The sequence below is a fragment of the Klebsiella sp. 141162 genome, from assembly GCF_050600755.1.
GTDB lineage: Bacteria > Pseudomonadota > Gammaproteobacteria > Enterobacterales > Enterobacteriaceae > Klebsiella > Klebsiella aerogenes.
In genome coordinates, this window is record NZ_JAQIRI010000002.1 from 588,916 (window position 1) to 610,626 (window position 21,711).

Here is a 21,711-nt window from a genome sequence, read left to right on the forward strand (position 1 = left end):
CCATGTCCCGAATGGCCGAACAGCAGCTTTATATTCACGGCAAGTTTGTCGCCGCCACCAGCGGTAAAACTTTCGAGACCATCAACCCTGCCACTGGGGAAGTGCTGGCAACCGTCCAGGCCGCCGGGCGTGAAGACGTCGACCGTGCGGTAAAAAGCGCCCAACAGGGGCAAAAAGTCTGGGCGGCGATGAGCGCGATGGCGCGCTCGCGGATCCTGCGTAAAGCGGTTGATATTCTGCGCGAACGTAACGATGAGCTGGCGCGTCTGGAGACGCTTGATACCGGCAAACCGCTGAGCGAAACCGCCGCCGTCGATATCGTGACCGGCGCCGATGTACTGGAGTACTACGCCGGATTGATCCCGGCGCTGGAAGGCAGCCAGATCCCGCTGCGCGACAGTTCTTTTGTCTACACCCGCCGTGAACCGCTTGGCGTGGTCGCCGGTATCGGCGCCTGGAACTACCCGATCCAGATAGCGCTGTGGAAATCGGCCCCGGCGCTGGCCGCCGGTAACGCGATGATCTTTAAACCAAGCGAAGTCACTCCGCTCACCGCGCTGAAGCTGGCGGAAATCTACCGCGAAGCGGGTCTGCCGGATGGGGTCTTCAACGTCCTGCCGGGGATCGGCGCCGAAACCGGCCAGTACCTGACCGAGCATCCGGACATCGCCAAAATCTCCTTCACCGGCGGTGTCGCCAGCGGCAAAAAAGTCATGGCCAACTCCGCCGCCTCTTCTTTAAAAGAGGTGACCATGGAGCTGGGCGGTAAATCACCGCTGATTATCGCGGAAGATGCCAACCTCGACCTCGCCGCCGATATCGCCATGATGGCCAATTTCTACAGCTCCGGTCAGGTCTGCACCAACGGCACCCGCGTGTTTGTGCCCGCGAAATTTAAAGCCGAATTTGAGCACAAGATCCTGGAGCGCGTGGGCCGTATCCACGCCGGAGACCTGTTTGCCGACGATACCAACTTCGGCCCGCTGGTCAGCTTCCCGCATCGCCAGAATGTCCTGCGCTATATCGAGAGCGGCAAAAGCGAAGGCGCTCGCCTGCTGTGCGGCGGCGATGTGCTCAAAGGCGAAGGCTTCGATAATGGCGCATGGGTCGCTCCGACGGTCTTCACCGACTGCACCGACGACATGACTATCGTGCGCGAAGAGATCTTCGGACCGGTGATGTCGATTCTCAGCTATGACGACGAAGCGGAAGTGATTCGCCGCGCCAACGCCACCGAGTACGGCCTTGCCGCTGGCGTCGTCACGCCGGATCTGAACCGCGCTCACCGCATCATCCACCAGCTGGAAGCAGGCATTTGCTGGATCAACAGCTGGGGCGAATCGCCGGCGGAAATGCCGGTCGGCGGCTATAAGCACTCCGGCATTGGCCGAGAAAATGGCGTGATGACGCTACAGAGCTATACCCAAGTGAAATCCATCCAGGTTGAGATGGGTCAGTTTCAATCCATATTTTAACCAGGAGGTCATTTTTGCAGTTTGACTACATCATTATTGGCGCCGGCTCCGCCGGCAACGTCCTCGCGACGCGTTTAACGGAAGATCCCAACACCACCGTCCTGCTGCTGGAAGCGGGCGGTCCGGATTACCGCTTTGATTTCCGCACCCAGATGCCCGCCGCGCTGGCTTTCCCGCTGCAGGGCAAACGCTACAACTGGGCCTATGAGACCGAACCGGAACCCTATATGAACCACCGCCGCATGGAGTGCGGACGCGGTAAAGGTCTCGGCGGATCCTCGCTAATTAACGGCATGTGTTATATCCGCGGCAACGCCATGGACCTTGATAACTGGGCCGCCGCGCCGGGGCTGGAACACTGGAGCTACCTCGACTGCCTACCCTATTACCGAAAAGCGGAAACCCGCGATATCGGCCCTAACGACTATCACGGCGGCGACGGCCCGGTGAGCGTCGCTACGCCGAAACAGAATAATAATCCGCTGTTCCATGCGATGGTGGAAGCCGGCGTGCAGGCGGGCTATCCGCGCACTGACGATCTCAACGGTTATCAGCAGGAAGGGTTTGGCCCGATGGATCGCACCGTGACGCCGCAGGGGCGTCGCGCCAGCACCGCCCGCGGCTATCTCGATCAGGCCCGCAGCCGCGCAAACCTGACCATCCGCACCCACGCCATGACCGATCACATTATTTTTGACGGCAAACGCGCGGTCGGCGTCGAGTGGCTGGAAGGCGATAGCAGCGCGCCGTCAAAAGCGACAGCCAATAAGGAAGTGCTGCTGTGCGCCGGCGCCATCGCCTCGCCGCAAATTCTGCAGCGTTCCGGCGTCGGCAACCCGGAGCTACTGCGCCAGTTTGATATTCCGCTGGTCCACGCCCTGCCCGGCGTGGGTGAAAATCTGCAGGATCATCTTGAGATGTATCTGCAGTACGAGTGCAAAGAGCCAGTGTCGCTGTATCCGGCGCTACAGTGGTGGAACCAGCCGAAAATCGGCGCGGAATGGCTGTTCGGCGGCACCGGGATTGGCGCCAGCAATCAATTCGAAGCGGGCGGATTTATCCGCAGCCGCGAGGAATTCGCCTGGCCAAATATTCAGTACCACTTCCTGCCGGTGGCGATTAACTACAATGGCTCCAATGCGGTTAAAGAGCATGGTTTCCAGTGCCACGTTGGCTCGATGCGTTCACCAAGCCGCGGCCATGTGCGCCTGAAATCGCGCGACCCGCATGCCCATCCGGCAATCCTGTTTAACTATATGTCGAGCGAACAGGACTGGCAGGAGTTCCGCGACGCCATCCGTATTACCCGCGAAATCATGAACCAGCCGGCGCTGGATAAGTATCGCGGGCGCGAAATCAGCCCTGGCGTTGAGTGCCAGAGCGATGCGGAGTTAGATGAGTTTGTGCGTAATCACGCCGAAACCGCGTTCCACCCGTGCGGCACCTGTAAGATGGGGTACGACGACATGGCGGTGGTCGACGGAGAAGGCCGCGTCCACGGTCTGGAAGGGTTACGGGTGGTCGATGCGTCGATTATGCCGCAGATTATTACCGGCAACCTGAACGCCACCACGATCATGATTGGCGAGAAGATGGCCGATGCCATTCGCGGGCGTCAGCCGTTACCGCGCAGCACCGCGGCCTACTATGTCGCCGGCGACGCGCCGGTTCGCCGCTAAACGAGCAGGTCCCCGGATTGCGCTACGCTCATCCGGGCTACCAAATCGCACAACGCTGTAGCCCCGGTAAGCGACTGCGCCACCGGGGTTTTCTCATCCCGCCCGCACTCTCTGCGCTTCACCTATACTTGCAGTTTAAGCGGGGACAGGAGAAAGACGATGACGCTACCCGATTTTCACGTCTCAGCGCCTTTTACGCTTGGTATTGAGCTGGAGCTACAGGTCGTCAACCCGCCGGGATACGACCTCAGCCAGGATGCCTCCACGCTGATTGCCGATGTGCAAAGTGAACTAACGACGGGAGAGGCTAAACACGACATCACCGAAAGCATGCTGGAGATAGCCACCGGCATCTGTCGCGATATTAGCCACGCCACCGCACAGCTCGGCGCCATCCATCAGGCGGTACAGCGCGCCGCTCTCCGTCACCATCTGCAGATCTGCGGCGGCGGATCGCACCCTTTCCACGCCTGGCAGCGCCAGCAAATCAGCGATAATCCGCGCTATGTGAAAACCGTCGAGCACTTCGGCTATCTGGCAAAGCAGGCGACGGTATTTGGCCAGCACGTTCACGTCGGCTGTCAGAACGGCGATGACGCCATCTATTTGCTGCACGGGCTGTCACGCTTTGTACCTCACTTTATTGCCCTCAACGCCGCCTCGCCGTGGTTCGACAGCACCGACAGCCGCTTTTCCTGTTCGCGTCTGAATCGTTTCTCTTCCTATCCCGATAACGGGCCAATGCCGTGGGTTGAGAACTGGCATGCCTTTCAGCGTTTATTCCGCCGCCTGAGCTACACCAGCATGATCGACAGCATGAAGGATCTGCACTGGGATATCCGCCCGAGCCCGGTGTTCGGTACCGTCGAGGTGCGGGTAATGGATACGCCGCTGACGATAGGCCAGGCGGTGAATATCGCCGGATTTATCCAGACGCTGGCCTGCTGGCTGTTAAGCGAACGGCCGTTTAAACATCAGCCGGAGGATTACCTCCTCTACCCTTTCAACCGCTATCAGGCCTGTCGCTACGGCCTCGACGGGGTGATAACCGATGTCTGGTCCGGCGAACAGCAGAGCATCCGCGCGAACATTCTGCAGCTGGCCGACCGATTGGCGCCTTTTGCCCACAAGGTGCATGCCAGCGCGGCGCTGGAGTCGGTTGTGCGCCAGGCCAGGTCCCCCATCAGCGAAGCGCAGCAGATGCGCGAATTCATCGCCAACGGCGGTTCGCTGATTGGTCTGGTACAAAAGCATTGCGAGATTTGGGCGGCATAAGGAAGCGAAACGGGTATACTCGGCGCAGGATATTTAAAAGGAATGTTCATGTTATTACGCCGCCTGATCCCTCTTGCGCTTCTTCCCTTCACCGCTTTTACCCATGCCGCCTGTACGCTCACCGACCCGACGCTGACCTTGCAAAGCTATACGGTTAATCCGCAGCAGGAGCGCATCGTGATGTACTGGCAAAAGCAAAATGGTAAAGCCTGGGGATCGTTGCGTTCGCTGCTGTCCGATATCGATAAAGACGGCAGCGTCCAGATGGCGATGAACGGCGGGATATACGATAAGGCCTACGAACCGCTGGGCTTGTATATCGAAAACGGCGAGCTGCTAAAGCCGCTCAACCGCGCCTCCGGCGGCGGCAACTTTTTCATCCGCCCCGGCGGCGTATTCTGGCTAAAGGACCAGCGGGCGGGAATAACGCCTATCAACAACTTTAAGCCATCGCCTGAGATAACCTACGCCGTGCAGTCCGGGCCAATGCTGATTGAAAACGGCGCCATCAACTGGCGGCTGAAGCCCTCCGCCAGCTCGCGCAAACTGCGCAACGGCGTCGGCATTGATAAGCAGGGACGGGTGGTATTTATGCTTAGCGAGCGTGAAACCAATTTCTACGATTTCGCCTGTTACGCGCAGTCCAAACTCCACGTGCGCCAGATGCTCTACCTCGACGGCACCATCTCAAAAATGTATCAAAAGGGCGGCAGCATACCGTGGCAGTACCATCCGTTCGTCACCATGATCGCGGTGGAAATCAAAAAACCAGGCTAAAGGAAAATGGCGCCCGCTCAATCCTGAAGGGGCGCCGGAGGGGATCAGGCAGCTTTACGGAAACGGCGGGTCAGCCGCTTCTCAATTTCAACCACCAGGAACATAGCCACACCAATCACCAGAGTCACGAACCAGTAGCGCAGCGGCAGCGCCTCAGTGCCGAACATGTTCTGCATCAGCGGTACATAGATGATGACCAGCTGCATCAGCAACAGGACGCCGGTCACCAGCCAGATGCCTTTGTTGCGCAGCAACCCTTTGTTCAGGGAGAAACTGTCGCTGCTGCGGCAGTTAATCATATAGACCCACTGCGCGGTCACCAGCATCTGCAGCAGCACGGTGCGGATGAACTCGGCGCTGTGGCCACGCGGCGCCAGCCAGGCTTCGAGAACAAAAGCGGCGACGGCAATCATCGAACCGACAAAAGCGACGCGCCAGACGGCGAACCCATCCATCACGTGCTGGCCGGTCTTACGCGGTGGACGGTTCATCACGTTGCGCTCGGCGGCTTCAAAGGCCAGGCCGAAGGAGAGCGTGGCCGAGGTCGCCATGTTCATCCACAAAATCAGCACCGGCGTCAGCGGAATAATATTGCCCGCCAGCAGCGCGATGATGATCAACAGTCCCTGCGCGAGGTTGGTCGGCATGATGAACAGGATGGTCTTTTTCAAGTTGTCGTAGACGCGACGCCCCTCCTTCACCGAACTGGCGATGGTGGCGAAGTTGTCGTCGGTGAGCACCATATCGGCGGCCTCTTTGGTCACCTCGGTCCCTTTAATGCCCATGGCGATGCCCACGTCGGCCTGGCGCAGCGCCGGGGCGTCGTTAACGCCGTCACCGGTCATGCCGACCACTTCGCCGCTATCCTGCAGCGCCTTTACCAGACGCAGCTTATGCTCCGGACTGGTACGGGCGAAAATATCAAACTCCACCGCCGCCTTCGCCAGCTCGGCATCATCCATATGCTCAAGCTGATAGCCGGTCATCGCCTGGCGGCTGTTGGCGATCCCCAGCATCTGACCGATGCTCATCGCCGTCTGCGGGTGGTCGCCGGTGATCATCTTCACGCGGATCCCGGCGGCCTGGCAGGCGTGGATCGCGTCAATCGCCTCCGGACGCGGCGGATCCATCATTCCGGCGATGCCGAGGAACACCAGCCCTTCCCTCAGGTCATCGTGGGTCAACGCGGCGCTGCCGACGGCTGCCGGTTTGCAGGCGGCGGCAACCATCCGTAACCCCTGGCGGGCAAAGCGCGCCATTTCGTCTTCCCAGTACTGACGGTCAAACGGCATTGGCCCCTGCTTGCTCATCTGCTGGCCGCACAGGGCGAAGATGACATCCGGCGCGCCGGTAATCAGTACCCGCTCCTCATCGCCAATCTGCTGATGGGTGGCCATGTATTTGTACTGCGAGTCGAACGGAATTTTCGCCACCAGCCGGGTGACGACCGGCGCTAACTGGGCTTTCGCCGCTAATACCTTCAGCGCCCCTTCGGTCGGGCCGCCGGTGATGCTCCACAGGCCACGTTCGTCCTGAACGATCTGGCTGTCATTGCACAGATCGATGGTGCGCAGGTAGGTTTCCAGCACGCTGCCCGGCTGGACCACCACCGGCTCGTCGCTGCCCTCCTGGAAAATGCGCCCCTGCGGCTCATAGCTGTCGCCTTCAACGCGGTAGCAGCAGTCGGCGGTGATGATCGCTTTCACCGTCATCTCGTTCATGGTCAGGGTGCCGGTCTTATCCGAACACACCACGGTCATCGCGCCAAGCGTTTCAACCGTCGGCAGCTTGCGGATAATCGCCCGCTTACGCGCCATCGTCTGTACGCCGAGCGACAGGATAATCGAGATAATCGCCGGCAGTCCTTCCGGTACCGCCGCCACCGCGAGGCTAATCAGCGACAGCAGCAGCTCGCCCAGCGGGATATCGCGCAGCGCGAGGCTGAAGAAGAACAGCGCCACCATCATCGCGAGGATGATCGCGAGGATGATGACAAAAATCGCTTTCCCCAGTTTATCCATCTGCACCAGCAACGGAGTACGGTGCTTTTCAATAGCCGCCATCATCTGATTGATGTGGCCTAGCTCGGTCTCTTGACCGGTAGCGGTAACCACACCGACGCCGCTGCCGGCGCTGATAGTGGTGCCGGAGAAGACCATATTGGTGCGGTCGCCCAACGGCAGTTCGCCCTGTAGCGTCACGGTGGTTTTATCCACCACCGTCGACTCGCCGGTGAGGATCGCCTCTTCGACCCGTAGATTGTGGCTTTCAATCAGGCGCAGATCCGCCGGAACGCGGTCGCCGGCGCGCAAAATAACAATATCGCCCGGCACAAGGTCACGAGTGGGGATGGTTTCATGCTTGCCGTTGCGCAGCACGCGGGCATCGCTGGAGAGCATGTTGCGGATCCCCTGCAGCGATTTTTCGGCATTGCTCTCCTGAATATGACCGATCAACGCATTAATGACGGTAACGCCGAGAATAACCAGAGTATCGACCCAGTGGCCCATCACCGCGGTGAGCGCAGCAGCGGCCAGCAGGACGTAAATCAGGACATCGTTGAAGTGGGCGAGAAAACGCAGCCATGCCGGTTTGCCTTTCTTTTCCGGCAGCGCGTTAGGGCCGTATGATTTCAGGCGACCGGCGGCTTCAGCGGTGCTGAGACCGTCGGCATGGCTCTTTTTTTGCGCCAGTACCGCCTCGACTGTTTGCTGATAAGCCTGCTGCGGCGCGACGTCGCCCGAGGGCGTGATGTTGTGGGGATTAATCATGCTGGTCAAAATAAAGTTTCCTTTTAAATTCCGTGAATCGGAAAGCCTGAAATCATTTCTGGCCAATGAATTAATGCGTTTTGCGAGCAAGATCAAATTATCCAGCCACAACATTTATTTACTCGCAAATTTAAAAATACATGGTAAGTTGGTTCTGAAAACAAATATTACAGAGTATTTCTAAACCATTTCTAAACGAGGTAAAACATGTTTGGAATCTACCGTGGACGCCGTCTGGCGCTGTATGTCGTACTGGCAATCATTATCGCCACCATTGTGGGATATAGTACTTATACTTTTGTAAAAATGCTGGGGTAATAAATGACGGTAATTTACATCACGATGCAATTAACTTAATCACAAATATTACTCAATAAATTAACAGGGGGTTTTAATTAATAGTATTAGAAATAATATGAATGACGTAAATTAATCAGCGGATAAAGCATATTGCGTTAACGGACTTTTTACCGGACAATATGTTTTTTAACTGACGATTAACATCATAATGAAACACCCGCTGGAAACGCTATTATCCGCCGCCGGCATTTTGCTGTTAGCCCTGATTTCTTGCTTGCTATTGCCGGCGCCCTCGCTCGGCCTGACGCTGGCGCAAAAGCTAGTCACATCCTTCCACCTGATGGATCTCAACCAGCTCTATACCTTGATCTTCTGCCTGTGGTTCTTAGCGCTGGGAGTCGTCGAGTACCTGGTATTACGCTGGGTATGGCGCCGCTGGTTCTCACTGGCAGATTAAGCAGTAAGAGAGAAAAAAAGCCCGCCGATAAAGGCGGACTGGTATGCGGCCGGCGCTCAGTGCGCACGGCTGTGGTTCTCTTTGCGATACGCGCCCGGCGGCTGATTGAAGGTACGGGTAAAGATACGGGTGAAGGTTTGCTGCGAATCAAAGCCGTATTTCAGGCAGATATCATAAACCCGCTGGTCGGTATCTCGCAGGTCGCGCGCCGCCAGCAGCAGTTTACGCTCGCGAATGTAGCGCCCGAGACTTTCCCCTTTGTACTGTAAAAACAGCCGTTGCAGATGCCATTTCGAATACCCGGCATGGCGCGCAATATCATCAATTCGCAGCGGTTGATGCAGATTGTCATCAATCCATTCCACGATAGTGTCAATCACCTGAGCGGATATATTCATATCTCTTCTCTCCTCCTGAACCACTCTGGCGGTTAGCGCCACCAGGCGTTAAATGATTGTGTCTTATCAGCGACCCACACCGGTTCGCCCAGCATTGGCGTGACTAAATGCCACTCACGTCCTTCACTGGCTGCCGCCAGCCGCTGGTACGGATCGTCCCAGCTGTGTTTTGCCAGCACAAAGCGTCCGGCATGCCCCGGTAATACCGACCGGGCGCGTAAATCATCGGCGGCCTGCGCCGTTTCTTCCGGCATCATGTGGATGTACTTCCAGTCCTGGTCATATTGACCGTTTTCCATGATCGCCAGGTCGATAGGACCAAACTGCTCGCCAATCGCCTTAAAATGCGGGCCATAGCCGCTATCGCCGCTGTAATAAATCTTTTGCTGCGGGGTGACGAACAGGAAGCTGGCCCACAAGGTCTGGTTGCGTTTCAGCCCGCGGCCGGAAAAATGGCGAGCCGGCAGCGCGTGTACGGTCAGTTCATCGCTGATTTTTACCGTCTGGTTCCAGTCCACTTCGTTGATAATCGCCGCATCCATTCCCCAGTAGCGCAGATGCGAACCGACGCCGAGCGGCGTCACCACGCGTTTAACTTTCGGCATCAGCGCTTTGATAGTGGCGTAGTCGAGATGGTCATAGTGATCGTGGGAAATTACCAACACATCGATCTCCGGCATCTGCTGCGCCTTCCACGGGTAGTCGCCGGGAAAGGCTTTATTGATGAAAGAGAATGGCGCGGCATAATCGCTAAATACCGGATCGATCAGGATACGTTTCCCCGCCAGCTGCAGATACCACGATGAGTGGCCAAGCCAGACCATCACGTCTTCGCCAGACGGCAGGCTGGCAAGATCGGTATTCACCAGCGGCAACGGCTGCAGCGGGCGTGCGTTTTCTCGCTTAGTCACCAGGAAATCCCACCACGCGGCCAACATGTTTTTCTGCCCGGTGAATCCCGGCGTCGGCAGTTGGTTATGGAACTGGCCGTCACGGTAATTCGGCGACTGTTCGACAAGACTAAGCTGCGCACCCTTTGGCGCTTTGCCAAAACCGGCATTGAGAACAAACGGCAATGTCGTTGTTGCTGCTAATAACATAATGGCGACCACGCTAAAGGTGACACGGTTCATATCCTGACCAGACAAAAGCCCCATCCAGGGGACTTTATGATATAACTTGATTATGAGTGAGTAAGCACTCATTATTAGGAAGGAGTCGAAAATCGTCAAGCCTATTTTCAATTTTTGACATCTGCCGTTGCAGTTGCGCGGTCCGCCGTGATTAGATCGGGGTTTAACTTTCAGCGAGGTAAAATGTAGTGGCTCGTCCTAAGAGTGAAGATAAAAAACAAGCGTTACTGGAAGCCGCTACGGCCGCTTTCGCCCAGTCCGGCATTGCCGCTTCAACATCGGCGATAGCCCGCAGCGCGGGGGTTGCCGAGGGGACGCTGTTTCGCTATTTCGCCACCAAAGATGAGTTGCTCAACGAGTTATACCTCGCTATTAAGCTGCGCCTGGTGCAGACCATGATCGCCGGGCTCAACCCTGACGAAAAACGCCCAAAGGAAAACGCGCGCAATATCTGGAACAGCTATATCGACTGGGGGATGCGTAACCCTATGGAATATCGCGCCATTCGCCGTATGGCATTGAGCGAACGCATCACCGATGAAACCCGCAGCCTGGTCAAAGAGAGTTTTCCCGAGCTTAACGAGATGTGCCAACTATCGGTGAAAGCGGTTTTCCTTAGCGACGCCTATCGCGCTTTCGGCGATGCCCTGTTCCTGTCGCTGGCCGAGACCACCATCGAGTTCGCCAGCCACGATCCGCAGCGCGCCCGTGAGCTTATCGCCCTCGGTTTTGAGGCGATGTGGAATGCGCTGCATGAGAGTGAGCATTAATGGATAACGAAGCGCTACACCATCACGCGCAGCGTATCGCGCTGACCTACCCTTTCACTGAGCACTGCTGGCCGTTTGGCCCGGAGTATGACGTGTTTAAAGTCGGCGGGCGTATCTTCATGCTAACCATGACCCTTCGCGGGCGGGCAATCGTCAACCTGAAGGCCGATCCGCAAAAATCGCTGCTCAATCAGCAAATTTACCGCAGTATCGAGCCGGGCTATCACATGAACAAAAAGCACTGGATCACCGTCGTGCCGGGCGAGGATATCAGCGAGGATTTACTTGCCGAGCTTATTGACGACTCGTGGAATCTGGTGGTGGATAAGCTGGCGAAAAAAGACCAACGTCGGCTGCGTCCCGGCTGATTTTCAAATAAATGCGATAAGTGTTATCGCATTTTTCACTCTTATCATTTCCCGCGCATCGCTGTACTCTTCCTCCCACGAAATGTGCCCGTAAGGGGCTGAAAATTGTGAGGAAGAGTCATGGATATTATCTCAGTTGCCTTAAAACGTTACTCCACTAAGGCCTTTGATCCGGCGAAAAAGCTGACGGCCGAACAGGCGGAAAACCTGAAAACGCTGCTGCAATATAGCCCGTCGAGCACCAACTCCCAGCCGTGGCACTTTATCGTCGCCAGCAGCGATGAAGGCAAAGCCCGCGTCGCGAAAGCGGCCAGCGGCACCTACGTGTTCAACGAACGTAAAATCCTCGACGCTTCCCACGTTGTCGTGTTCTGTGCGAAAACCGCGATGGACGATGCGTGGCTGGAAAAAGTCGTTGATCAGGAAGACGCTGATGGCCGTTTTGCCACTCCGGAAGCCAAAGCCGGCAACCACAAAGGCCGCACCTTCTTTGCTGATATGCACCGCAAAGAGCTGAAAGATGACGATCAGTGGATGGCGAAACAGGTTTATCTTAACGTGGGCAACTTCCTGCTCGGCGTGGCGGCAATGGGGCTGGATGCGGTGCCGATCGAAGGCGTCGATTTCGCCATCCTCGACGAAGAGTTTGGCCTGAAAGCGCAAGGTTATACCAGCGTGGTCGTCGTGCCGGTCGGTCATCACAGCGTGGAAGACTTCAACGCCACGCTGCCGAAATCCCGCCTGCCGCAGTCCACTACCATCACCGAGATCTAATCTCCGCGCGCTGCCCTCCCCGGATGGCGGCGCTTTGCGCCTTATCCGGGCTACCCCCGTTACAACCGCATCAATGCTGACTGAAACTGCTGGTGTTGGTGGCCTCAAAATCGCTGAGACGTTCCCGGAAGGCCGGGGCAGCCCGCATGGATGCGGGCTGAGGGCCGTGATTTGCAGGGACGCTGCCTCGGCCCGACCCGGAGCCTGCCGGGATAAGTCGAAGGCACCACGAAGTGGCGATTTTGGCGGCCAGAGCCCTCTGTGCGCTCCCTGCACCATGAGAGACATAACGCAGAAGAATTATCGGGAGCGCAATGTCTCGGAAACAGCGCAGAACAACCGTTTTTCCAGGAGCGAAGCAGTCGAAAACCGATAACAAGGGCTACGGTCCAGTACTCGGTTGGTAGCCCCGGTAAGCGTTAGCGCCACCGGGGAGGGTTACTTTTCTCCCCCTCGCCGGCGTGCCAGATCCGCTCGGCGTAGCGGCCAATCATCGCCAGCGACGCCGCCAGGATCAGGAAAAACACCACCTTGTGCAGGCTGTACCAGAAGAATTCGAAGAAGCGGGTGTAGAGGTTGATGGCGAGGAACGTCAGGCCAAATCCACGCAGCATGCCATCGTCGGTTTTCAGGCTGATATAAATACAGATCACCGCCGCCAGCGCAAACAGCAGTCCCCACGGCAGCAGTTGCGCCTGACTGACCCCATACCAGCTCTCGGAATCGTAGTTGCCGAATATCGACAGGATCCACAGCGCGACAAACAGCCAGGTCAGCCCCATCGCCTTACTGACGGTAAACAACTGCCGCTGGCGTAACACATTTTGCATCAAGTAGCACAGCGCCAGCAGCACGCCGCCGAACAGCACGAAACGAATCGGGAAGCTCATCCCTAGCCAGTAGGCCCCCCAGCCTGATATATAGCCGGTTTCCGCGCCAAACCAGTTACCTAACGCCAGCAGGAAGAACAGCCACACCAGCCCGGAGCGGGCGAAATACCCTATCAGGCCGTAAATCGCGCAGCCGAGCAGTATCAGCGGCGCCACGTGGCCGCTGCCGTCGTCCAGCCGATCGCCTAGCTGCCACAAGGCAATGGCGGTGCAGATCACGCCGAGGAACAAAATCGCCTCGGTGCTATAGTGCCACTGCGCTTCGCGACGCTGACGGCGGAACCCCCAATAATAAAATGCGATGGCCAGCAGCGTCGGCAGGATAATGCGCGCGACAGCGGAGTCGCTGAACAGATTGATAATCGCGGCAATCAGTTCGGCATCGGCGAACAGGCTGCCCAGCGCAATCAGTACGCAGGCTATCGCGGTCCAGAAGGCGTAGCGGCTCAGGCGCTGCCAGTCGAAAGCACGGACAGATAGCGACGCTGATAGCCGTTGGCCGTCGCTGCTGTTCAGGACCCCCTCCTGTTGCCATTGCTCGATTGCGCGTTGAATAATCCGCTGTTGTTTGCGGGTGACGTTCATAAGCGTTCCTTGTCCATTGCGGGCTTAGCCCTGTTGATCCAGCCAGGCCAGCGCCTGTTCTCCGGTTTCATCCAGCGGTAAATAGACCAGCAGACGCGAACCGTTGCGCGGCGCGGAATACCAGTACATTTGCTGCAGGCTAAAGCGTCCGAGCTGCGGATGGTTGAAATTTTTCACCTGATTTTCGACGCCGCGCACCTCATAGCGCTGGTGCCATAGCGCTTCGAACTCCGCTGAGGCGGCGAAAAAGCGCGCCAGCTTGTCTTCCCACTCTGGCGAACCGCGATGCTCAGCCATCGCCGCGCGAAAATAGGAAACAAAAGTCGGCAACACGTCGCGATTTTCAATGCGGCTACGCCAGGCTTCGCAGGTGAGATAGAGATAGATACAATTGCGGTCTTCTTCGGCAATCGTCGCGAAATCAACGCCCATCAGACGGCAAAAGCTGTCATTCCAGGCGACGATATCAAAGTTCGGTTTCTGAATGCTGGCGGGCTGCGGCATCAGGCTATCAAGCATGCGTCGGGTTCCGGGGCTTATCCCCTCGCAGACCGTGGCCTGCGTATTCTCCGGGGGCGTTAAGCCTGCCAGAACGAACAGATGACGGGTCTCCAGCGGGCTGCACTGAAGCGCGCTGGCCACGCCGCTTAATACCGCCGCCGACGGATTCACTTCCCGCCCCTGCTCAAGCCAGGTGTACCAGGTCACGCCGACGTCCGCCAGCATCGCCACTTCCTCCCGGCGCAGCCCCGGCGTCCGCCGCCGCCCGACGCGCGGCAGGCCGAGACGCTGCGGGTCAAGGCTTTCGCGGCGGGCGCGCAGAAATGCCCCCAGCTGTTTACGGCTATCATCGGGCGCGAGATTCAGCGCCTCACGTTGCAGTATTAGCGTCATTATTCCTCCAACATGGTAGTACCAATACCAGTATAGACAGGAACTGGTACCCGTTTAATTAATCGGAGATGCTACGGCCATCCGCTGAATGACGCAATGGAGAGATCCGATGAATTCGTCTGCTGTTTCACCCGGCCGCGCCGGCTTACTGCTGTTACTGACCGGCCAGATGCTGCCGTTAATTGATACCTCGATAACCAACGTGGCGCTGGATTCGATCACCCACTCCCTCGACGCCAGCGCCACCCAATTGGAGCTTATCGTCGCGCTGTACGGCGTGGCCTTTGCCGTCTGCCTGGCGATGGGCAGCAAACTGGGCGATAACTATGGACGCCGCCGCCTGTTTCTTTGGGGCGTGGCGGTATTCGGCATCGCCTCGCTGCTATGCGGAATGGCTAACTCCATTAACGCCCTACTCGCCGCACGAACGTTGCAAGGCGCCGGCGCGGCGCTGATCGTGCCGCAGATCCTCGCCACCCTGCACGTCACCCTGAAAGGCACCGCCCACGCCAGGGCGATCAGCCTCTACGGCGGTATCGGCGGCATCGCGTTTATCGTCGGCCAGATGGGCGGCGGCTGGCTGGTCTCCGCCGATATCGCCGGGCTCGGCTGGCGCAACGCCTTCTTTATCAACGTGCCTATCTGCCTGCTGGTGTTGGCCTTTAGCCGCCGCTATGTGCCGGAAACCCGCCGCGAAAGCCATTCCAGCATCGACTGGCAGGGAACTTTCAGCCTGGCGTTAATCCTCTGCTGCCTGCTGTTCCCGATGGCGCTGGGGCCGGAACTGCACTGGCCATGGGAGCTACAGCTGCTTTTGCTGGCCGTACTCCCCCTGCTCGGCTGGATGCGCCTGAGCGCGCTGCGTAAACAGCAGCGCGGTGAGCAACCGCTGCTACCGCCGCGGCTGTTAAAGCTCACCAGTATCCGCTTTGGGATGGCTATCGCGCTGCTGTTCTTCAGCGCCTGGTCCGGCTTTATGTTTTGTATGGCGCTGACCATGCAGGCCGGGCTTGGGATGGCGCCGTGGCAGTCCGGCAACAGTTTTATTGCTCTCGGGGTGGCCTATTTTATCTCCGCGTTGTACGCGCCGAAGCTTATCGCTCGCTATAGTATGGGGCGGATTTTGCTGATTGGCCTGGCGGTGCAGATTAGCGGCCTGCTGCTGCTGAGCGCCACCTTTTATCAACTTGGCCTGCGGACCACGACGCTGGCGCTGGTGCCCTCCACCGCGCTGATCGGCTATGGTCAGGCGTTAATCGTCAACAGTTTCTATCGTATCGGGATGCGGGACATTCGCGCCTGCGACGCCGGTGCCGGTAGCGCCATCCTCAGTACTCTGCAGCAGGCGACGCTGGGCCTGGGGCCGGCCATTCTTGGTTCGCTGTTCTTGACCCTGGCCCAGCGCGGCGGTGGCGACTATGCGCAGGCGCTGATCGTCTTCCTGCTGGTCGAGGTGGCGATGATGCTGCTGCTGGGCGCTATAGCCCTCTGGCTGCGCCATCACCTGAACCTGCAGCCGGCAGCGACGGCGTCCTGATTCACAACTGTGTAACCTCTGATTTGCATAATAGTCATCCAGCGGTCATCATAACCGCTGGATGTACAGGAGACGTTATGCAGGAATTAATATCGCAAATCGCCGCATTAGGCATCAAAATCACCCCTACCACCTCGCTCATCATTACTTTTGGCATTATTTTTCTGACGGCGATTGTCGTTCATCTCATTCTGCACAAAGTGGTACTGCGCACCTTCGAAAAGCGGGCGCAGGCCAGCAGCCATTTATGGCTGCAAATCATCACGCAAAATAAACTCTTTCACCGCCTGGCGTTCACCCTACAGGGAATTATCGTCAACGTTCAGGCCGTGCTCTGGCTGCAGAAAGGCAGCGAAGCGGCGGAAATTTTATCCACCTGCGCGCAGCTGTGGGTAATGGTTTACGCCATGCTTTCCTTCTTCTCGCTGCTGGACGTGATTTTCAATCTGGCGCAAAAATTCCCCACCGCCTCGCAGCTGCCGCTAAAAGGCATCTTCCAGGGCATTAAGCTGGTTACGGCGATTATTATCGGCATTCTGATCATATCGCTGCTAATTGGCCAGTCGCCGGCGATTCTGATTAGCGGCCTTGGCGCGATGGCCGCCGTGCTGATGTTAGTATTTAAAGACCCGATTCTTGGCCTGGTGGCCGGGATCCAGCTTTCCGCCAACGACATGCTCAAACTCGGCGACTGGCTGGAGATGCCGAAATATGGCGCTGATGGCGCGGTTATTGATATCGGTCTGACCACGGTAAAAGTGCGCAACTGGGATAACACCATCACTACAATCCCCACCTGGTCGCTGGTCTCGGATTCGTTTAAAAACTGGAGCGGGATGTCGGCCTCCGGCGGGCGTCGCATTAAGCGCAGCCTGAACATCGATACCACCAGCATCCATTTTCTTGACGAGCAGGAGCAACAGCGCCTGATTCAGGCCAAATTGCTAAAGCCCTATATGGACTCGCGCCATCAGGAAATTAACGAGTGGAACCAACAGCACGCCAATGCGCCATCGGTGCTCAACCTGCGCAAAATGACCAATATCGGCACCTTCCGCGCCTATCTGCAGGAGTATCTGCGTAACCATCCGCGGCTACGCAAGGATATGACCATGATGGTGCGCCAGCTAGCGCCGGACGCTAACGGCCTACCGATTGAGATCTACTGCTTTACCAATACCGTGGTGTGGGCGGAGTATGAAGGCATTCAGGCGGATATCTTCGACCATATCTTTGCCGTGGTTGACGAGTTCGGCCTGCGTATTCACCAGACGCCAACCGGCAACGACATTCGTTCGCTGTCTGGCGCGCTGTCGTCCTGATTCCCGGCTGGCGCGCATTGCGCGCCAGCGTACTCTCACTCCACTATCATTTCTCAGGGCTAGCCGTCGACACAGTTTAAGCAGATGATCTTTTCACCAATATGGATTATCGCCAAAGGACGCTCTGCATAATGAAATTAACCACAACGTTTGTCGCGCTTGGCTGCGCTTTAGCACTCCTTTCCGGTTGCACCTCATCGAAGACCTCGCCAGAACGCCATGCTTATAGTTTCGTATCTCACCGTTCAGATTTCGTCGGCGGTAATTTCACCGTTAACCGTCAGCAAAATTATCAGATGAACCTGCCTAACTTCCGCGATATCTATGCCCGCGGGCAAGAAGATCGGAAAAAAGGGGTGAGTGAAAGCGATGCGCAGCGGGTTGCCGACGCCATTAAGCAACAGGCGCTGGAAGGGGTGAAGTCACAACACTCCTTCAACGGTAATGCGAGCGATCGGTGGAGCGAAACGATGGAAGCGAAGGATGCTCGTCTGTTTGGTAATGAGCTGGCTGGCGCCTATCTGGACGGCTTCCACGGGATAAAATAAGTTGTGTCGCCCCGCCAGTCCGCGGGGCGATAAGCCTTACGCCGGGCGGCGCAGCAGTTTGAAGGCGGCAAACAGGAAGATAATCCACACCGGCAGCAATATCGCCGACAGACGCATCCCGTCAATGGTGCACATCAGTACCAGAATCAAACCGAGAAAAGCGATGCAGAAGTAGTTGCTGGCTGGCGCCAGTAACGCTTTGAACTTCGATTCGCGGCCTTTACGACGCTGCGCGGCGCGAAACTTCAGATGCGCCATACAGATCATTATCCAGTTCAGCAGCAGTGTCGCCACTACCAGCGCCATCAGCAGCCCCAGCGCTTCATGCGGCAGCAGATAGTTCAGCACCACCACCAGCGAGGTAATGACGCCTGACAGCAGCAGCGAATTCACCGGCACGCCGCGTTTGCTGACGCGGGCGAGAAACTTCGGCGCATTGCCCTGTACCGACAGGCCGAACAGCATCCGGCTATTGGAATAGACGCCGCTGTTATAGACCGACAGCGATGCCACCAGAATGACGAAATTCAGCGCGGAAGCCACCACGTTGCTGTCAAGATTATGGAAAATCATCACAAACGGGCTGCTATCGGATTTAATCTCCACCCACGGATAGAGCGCCAGCAGCACCACCAGCGAGCCAATGTAAAACAGCAGGATACGGTAAACCACCTGGTTAACCGCTTTCGGAATGCTCTTTTCCGGATTTTGCGCTTCCGCGGCGGTAATGCCGATAAGCTCCAGCCCGCCGAAAGAAAACATAATCACCGCCAGCGACAGCACCAGGCCATGCCAGCCGGTGGCAAGGAAACCGCCATGCTTCCACAGGTTATCAAAACCGGCTTTGCTGCCGCCGTGGCCGCCAAACAGCATCCACAGGCCAAAGGCGATCATGCCGATAATCGCCAGCACTTTAATCAGCGCGAACCAGAATTCTGCTTCGCCATACAGGCGTACATTGACCAGGTTGACGGCGTTAATAATGATGAAGAAGGCCGCCGCCCAAACCCAGGTGGGCACGTCCGGGAGCCAGTACTGCATATAAATCCCGGCGGCGGTCAGTTCCGCCATCCCTACCAGCACGAACATGACCCAGTAGTTCCAGCCGGAGAGAAAGCCGGCGAACGGGCCCCAGTATTTATAGGCAAAGTGGGCAAAGGAACCGGATACCGGCTCTTCCACCACCATCTCGCCAAGCTGGCGCATAATCAAAAAAGCGACAATACCGGCCACGGCGTAACCCAGTAATACCGCCGGGCCAGCCATTTGAATCGCGGGACCAATGCCGAGAAACAGGCCGGTACCAATCGCGCCGCCAAGGGCGATAAGTTGAATATGTCGGTTTTGTAAACCGCGATGAAGCGTCGGGCCGCTCTCTTCCACGGCATCCGACGACGTTGACGCGTCTTTCACGTCGTTCCCCTGTGTGTTTTTGTGAAGGGGCACCTTTTATCACTTAGGGGGGATTGTCGCAAGTTGCGCGGGGCAAGCATCAGCCGCCCGCCCCGCTTTTTTAGCGTTAGAAGTCGTAGCTCATTGAGACGCGAACGGTACGCGGATCGCCTTCGAACAGATAGGTTCCGGTATCGTCAATGCCGGACCAGTACTTCTCGTTGGTCACGTTGGTCACCCCGATGCGCCAGGTCATTTCGTTCTGGTCGGCGTTCAGGCGCATACGATAGCGCAGGCCTAAATCCAGGGTGGTGTAGCTATCCAGCTTCTTGGTGTTGGCCGCATCGGCATACTGCGAGCCGCTATGATTGACACGCGCGGTCGCGGTCAGGCCTTCCACCGGCTTGATATCATACTCGGCGCCAAGCACCGCGTAGAAGTTAGCCACCCCAATGGCATCTTTACCATCGGTTGCGCCTTTAGCGGTTTTAGTCTGTTTGGCATCCAGCCACACCGTACTGGCGTTAAGACGCAGCCCCAGCATCGGCTCGCCGAAGACGTTCATCTCTACGCCGCGGTTACGCTGCTCGCCGTCGAGGCCGTAATTGCCAGCGGTATCGGAAATGGCGTTCGGTTTTTTGATTTCAAACAGCGCCAGCGATCCGCCGATCGTACCGTAGTCGATCTTGACGCCCACTTCGTCCTGCTTCGAGTGCGCGATCCCGGTACTCTGCCCGGCATTGGCCGCCGTAGTCGGCGCCACAGAGCCCGGCTGCAGCGCTTCGGTATGGTTAGCATACAGCGACAGCTGCTCCCACGGCTTGTACACCAGGCCAAACGTCGGCATCCAGCGGCTTTGGGTATAACGCGACGAGGTATCTTCCAGCCCGGTGGCGTTGCTGTAGTTGCGCACGACCACTTTCTGATGACGAGCAGCCGCGGTAAACAGCACCTTATCGTTAAAGAAGCCGAGGGTATCGCTCAGCAGCCAGCCCTGCGTACGGCTGCGCGAGGTGACCAGCGGATCGTGGTAGTTGCCGCCAAAATAGGCGTTATCCGGCATTGCCACATCGCGGTTGTCATAGATATTGGTGGTCGGGTTCTTCGCCGACATCCGCCAGGCGGTCGCATCGGTATGCACCTGCGCCGCATAGCCGAGATTCACCTTATGCGAAATCGCGCCGGTATTGAAATCGCCGCGTACCCCGCCCATGCCGCTAATCGCGTCGATGATGCGGTTAGTATCAAGGCGGCCAACCGTCGCATCGCCGTTTTTATTGAGCAGCTTCGGCGCGCTGTAGGTGCCGATTTCATGCGAATGCTGACCGCCGAGGGCGCTGTATACCGTCCAGCTATCGGTCAGGTCATATTCCGCCTTCGCCATGCCGAACTCGCTTTCGATATCGCTATAGCCCCACTTCTGGCTGTAGTTTTTGCTGTTGTCCGGCAGCGCCGGGACGAAATCCACGCCGCTGATATTGACGCCCATCGTACCGCCGTGGAACGTTTTCTTCTGATAGCCGAAATCGAGCGAGGAGCGGAAACGATCGCCGCGGTAATCAAGCCCCAGCGAAGCCAGCGTGGTACGGCGTTTATCGTTATCGATAGCGCCTTCGCCCTCGCGATGCACCAGGTTGACCCGGGCGCCGAACTGGTTGTTATCGCCGAAACGGCGCCCCAGGTCGAGGGTACCGCCAACCTGGGAATCAGAGGTATAGTCGACGCCAACGCGTGCGGTCGGCAGATCTTCCGCCCGCTTCGGCTCGAGGTTAATCATCCCGCCGACGCCGCTGCTGGCCGCGCCGTTAAGCAGGCTGTTAGCCCCTTTGAAAATTTCAACGCGCTCCAGCATCTGGGTATCCATCACCTGACGCGGCACCACGCCCGCCAGTCCGCCCATGGTCATGTCATCGCCATCGAGCTTAAACCCGCGGATTCGATAGGTCTCGGCGAAGTTGCCGTAGCCCTGTACGGCCTGCACGCCAGCGTCGTTGCTGACGACATCGGCGATAGTTTTCGCCTGCTGGTCCTGAATCAGCTTCGAGGTATAGCCGATGACGTTAAACGGGACGTCCATCGCTTTTTGTTCGCCAAGCATTCCCAGACGGCCGCCGTGGGCGATCTGGCCGTCGAGGAATGCCGGAACTACCAGGTCGCCGCCGGATTTAAAATCGCTGTTTTCGTTAGCCTCGACGATGATGGTCTCTTCGCCAGGCTGCTTCGCGGCGGCAGCGTCCGCGGCCATCGCCGTTTGACTGGCGGCGCTGATGGCTAAGGCCAGCAGCGTTTTACGCAGCGGGAAGGATGAATAGTGCGTGGTGTGCATAATTTGCCCCATGGATGAGGATAAATGGATCAAAGGGCCC

The 21,711-nt window shown here is 57.5% G+C and carries 18 protein-coding genes; 11 read left to right on the forward strand and 7 right to left on the reverse strand.

Features of this window, described 5'->3' with window-relative positions:
* Positions 1-2 precede the first annotated feature (2 nt).
* From betB to PGR23_RS10400, 4 genes are all read left to right on the forward strand, one after another.
* A complete protein-coding gene (betB, locus tag PGR23_RS10385) occupies positions 3-1,475 on the forward strand; it encodes a betaine-aldehyde dehydrogenase (RefSeq protein ID WP_396279845.1) in 1,473 nt (490 codons plus the stop codon).
* Between the two features lie 14 nt (positions 1,476-1,489).
* On the forward strand, positions 1,490-3,154 hold the full coding sequence (betA, locus tag PGR23_RS10390; protein ID WP_045392819.1) for a choline dehydrogenase: 1,665 nt from the start codon (positions 1,490-1,492) through the stop codon (positions 3,152-3,154).
* 159 nt (positions 3,155-3,313) lie between these two features.
* Entirely contained in the window at positions 3,314-4,429 is a 1,116-nt protein-coding gene (locus tag PGR23_RS10395; protein WP_063414688.1) for a YbdK family carboxylate-amine ligase, read from the forward strand.
* 48 nt (positions 4,430-4,477) lie between these two features.
* A complete protein-coding gene (locus PGR23_RS10400; protein WP_396279846.1) occupies positions 4,478-5,206 on the forward strand; it encodes a phosphodiester glycosidase family protein in 729 nt (242 codons plus the stop codon).
* Positions 5,207-5,250: 44 nt separating this feature from the next.
* Here the strand turns inward: PGR23_RS10400 and PGR23_RS10405 are convergent, their stop codons facing one another.
* Positions 5,251-7,986 carry a cation-transporting P-type ATPase gene (locus tag PGR23_RS10405; RefSeq protein ID WP_396279847.1) on the reverse strand — a complete coding sequence of 912 codons (2,736 nt, stop codon included), beginning with the start codon at positions 7,984-7,986 and terminating at the stop codon, positions 5,251-5,253.
* Positions 7,987-8,485: 499 nt separating this feature from the next.
* On the opposite strand from PGR23_RS10405, the gene PGR23_RS10410 reads away from it, so the two are divergent.
* Positions 8,486-8,734 (forward strand): DUF1158 domain-containing protein, encoded by a 249-nt coding sequence (locus PGR23_RS10410; RefSeq protein WP_015704686.1) that lies wholly within the window; start codon positions 8,486-8,488, stop codon positions 8,732-8,734.
* A gap of 56 nt (positions 8,735-8,790) precedes the next feature.
* Here PGR23_RS10410 and PGR23_RS10415 read toward each other — a convergent pair whose 3' ends face one another.
* Positions 8,791-9,132, reverse strand: coding sequence for a RamA family antibiotic efflux transcriptional regulator (locus PGR23_RS10415; RefSeq protein WP_015367806.1), 342 nt, complete (start codon positions 9,130-9,132; stop codon positions 8,791-8,793).
* A 32-nt stretch (positions 9,133-9,164) separates the two neighbouring features.
* Positions 9,165-10,280, reverse strand: coding sequence for an MBL fold metallo-hydrolase (locus PGR23_RS10420; protein WP_380378588.1), 1,116 nt, complete (start codon positions 10,278-10,280; stop codon positions 9,165-9,167).
* A gap of 173 nt (positions 10,281-10,453) precedes the next feature.
* Between PGR23_RS10420 and PGR23_RS10425 the strand changes: the two genes are divergently transcribed.
* The 3 genes from PGR23_RS10425 to nfsB all read left to right on the forward strand — a co-directional run bounded on the left by PGR23_RS10425 (position 10,454) and on the right by nfsB (position 12,177).
* The gene (locus PGR23_RS10425) at positions 10,454-11,035 is read left to right on the forward strand and encodes a TetR/AcrR family transcriptional regulator (RefSeq protein WP_047049409.1); all 582 of its coding nucleotides are present in this window, start codon (positions 10,454-10,456) and stop codon (positions 11,033-11,035) included.
* Complete coding sequence (locus PGR23_RS10430) at positions 11,035-11,403, forward strand: MmcQ/YjbR family DNA-binding protein (RefSeq protein ID WP_015367809.1); 369 nt, start codon at positions 11,035-11,037, stop codon at positions 11,401-11,403. Before PGR23_RS10425 ends, PGR23_RS10430 begins: the two co-directional genes overlap by 1 nt.
* Before the next feature lie 120 nt (positions 11,404-11,523).
* Entirely contained in the window at positions 11,524-12,177 is a 654-nt protein-coding gene (nfsB, locus tag PGR23_RS10435) for an oxygen-insensitive NAD(P)H nitroreductase (protein ID WP_047049412.1), read from the forward strand.
* 419 nt (positions 12,178-12,596) lie between these two features.
* Here nfsB and PGR23_RS10440 read toward each other — a convergent pair whose 3' ends face one another.
* Together PGR23_RS10440 and PGR23_RS10445 are read right to left on the reverse strand one after the other, a co-directional pair.
* Positions 12,597-13,652: a DUF2157 domain-containing protein gene (locus PGR23_RS10440; RefSeq protein ID WP_396279848.1), complete on the reverse strand. Its 1,056-nt coding sequence runs from the start codon at positions 13,650-13,652 to the stop codon at positions 12,597-12,599.
* A 24-nt stretch (positions 13,653-13,676) separates the two neighbouring features.
* A complete protein-coding gene (locus PGR23_RS10445; RefSeq protein WP_047049416.1) occupies positions 13,677-14,546 on the reverse strand; it encodes a helix-turn-helix transcriptional regulator in 870 nt (289 codons plus the stop codon).
* A gap of 109 nt (positions 14,547-14,655) precedes the next feature.
* Here PGR23_RS10445 and PGR23_RS10450 point away from each other — a divergent pair, with 109 nt between their 5' ends.
* The 3 genes from PGR23_RS10450 (at position 14,656) to PGR23_RS10460 (ending at position 17,953) form a co-directional block, all read left to right on the forward strand.
* Positions 14,656-16,083 (forward strand): MFS transporter, encoded by a 1,428-nt coding sequence (locus PGR23_RS10450; RefSeq protein WP_396279849.1) that lies wholly within the window; start codon positions 14,656-14,658, stop codon positions 16,081-16,083.
* A gap of 77 nt (positions 16,084-16,160) precedes the next feature.
* Complete coding sequence (locus PGR23_RS10455) at positions 16,161-17,405, forward strand: mechanosensitive ion channel family protein (RefSeq protein ID WP_047049418.1); 1,245 nt, start codon at positions 16,161-16,163, stop codon at positions 17,403-17,405.
* A gap of 131 nt (positions 17,406-17,536) precedes the next feature.
* Positions 17,537-17,953: an Exc2 family lipoprotein gene (locus tag PGR23_RS10460; protein ID WP_045381305.1), complete on the forward strand. Its 417-nt coding sequence runs from the start codon at positions 17,537-17,539 to the stop codon at positions 17,951-17,953.
* Between the two features lie 36 nt (positions 17,954-17,989).
* On the opposite strand, the gene pheP is transcribed toward PGR23_RS10460, so the two are convergent.
* Together pheP and PGR23_RS10470 are read right to left on the reverse strand one after the other, a co-directional pair.
* Positions 17,990-19,366 carry a phenylalanine transporter gene (pheP, locus tag PGR23_RS10465; RefSeq protein ID WP_015367815.1) on the reverse strand — a complete coding sequence of 459 codons (1,377 nt, stop codon included), beginning with the start codon at positions 19,364-19,366 and terminating at the stop codon, positions 17,990-17,992.
* 106 nt (positions 19,367-19,472) lie between these two features.
* Positions 19,473-21,671, reverse strand: a complete 2,199-nt coding sequence (locus PGR23_RS10470) for a TonB-dependent receptor (protein ID WP_063414682.1) — start codon at positions 21,669-21,671, stop codon at positions 19,473-19,475.
* Between the last annotated feature and the right edge of the window lie 40 nt (positions 21,672-21,711).

Bases quoted from the DNA above. Each gene is read 5' to 3' on its own strand.
- betB (WP_396279845.1), top strand. From the start codon at position 3: ATGTCCCGAATGGCCGAACAGCAGCTTTATATTCACGGCAAGTTTGTC.
- PGR23_RS10395 (WP_063414688.1), top strand. From the start codon at position 3,314: ATGACGCTACCCGATTTTCACGTCTCAGCGCCTTTTACGCTTGGTATT.
- PGR23_RS10400 (WP_396279846.1), top strand. From the start codon at position 4,478: ATGTTATTACGCCGCCTGATCCCTCTTGCGCTTCTTCCCTTCACCGCT.
- PGR23_RS10410 (WP_015704686.1), top strand. From the start codon at position 8,486: ATGAAACACCCGCTGGAAACGCTATTATCCGCCGCCGGCATTTTGCTG.
- PGR23_RS10415 (WP_015367806.1), bottom strand. From the start codon at position 9,132: ATGAATATATCCGCTCAGGTGATTGACACTATCGTGGAATGGATTGAT.
- PGR23_RS10430 (WP_015367809.1), top strand. From the start codon at position 11,035: ATGGATAACGAAGCGCTACACCATCACGCGCAGCGTATCGCGCTGACC.
- nfsB (WP_047049412.1), top strand. From the start codon at position 11,524: ATGGATATTATCTCAGTTGCCTTAAAACGTTACTCCACTAAGGCCTTT.
- PGR23_RS10440 (WP_396279848.1), bottom strand. From the start codon at position 13,652: ATGAACGTCACCCGCAAACAACAGCGGATTATTCAACGCGCAATCGAG.
- PGR23_RS10445 (WP_047049416.1), bottom strand. From the start codon at position 14,546: ATGACGCTAATACTGCAACGTGAGGCGCTGAATCTCGCGCCCGATGAT.
- PGR23_RS10450 (WP_396279849.1), top strand. From the start codon at position 14,656: ATGAATTCGTCTGCTGTTTCACCCGGCCGCGCCGGCTTACTGCTGTTA.
- PGR23_RS10455 (WP_047049418.1), top strand. From the start codon at position 16,161: ATGCAGGAATTAATATCGCAAATCGCCGCATTAGGCATCAAAATCACC.
- PGR23_RS10460 (WP_045381305.1), top strand. From the start codon at position 17,537: ATGAAATTAACCACAACGTTTGTCGCGCTTGGCTGCGCTTTAGCACTC.
- PGR23_RS10470 (WP_063414682.1), bottom strand. From the start codon at position 21,671: ATGCACACCACGCACTATTCATCCTTCCCGCTGCGTAAAACGCTGCTG.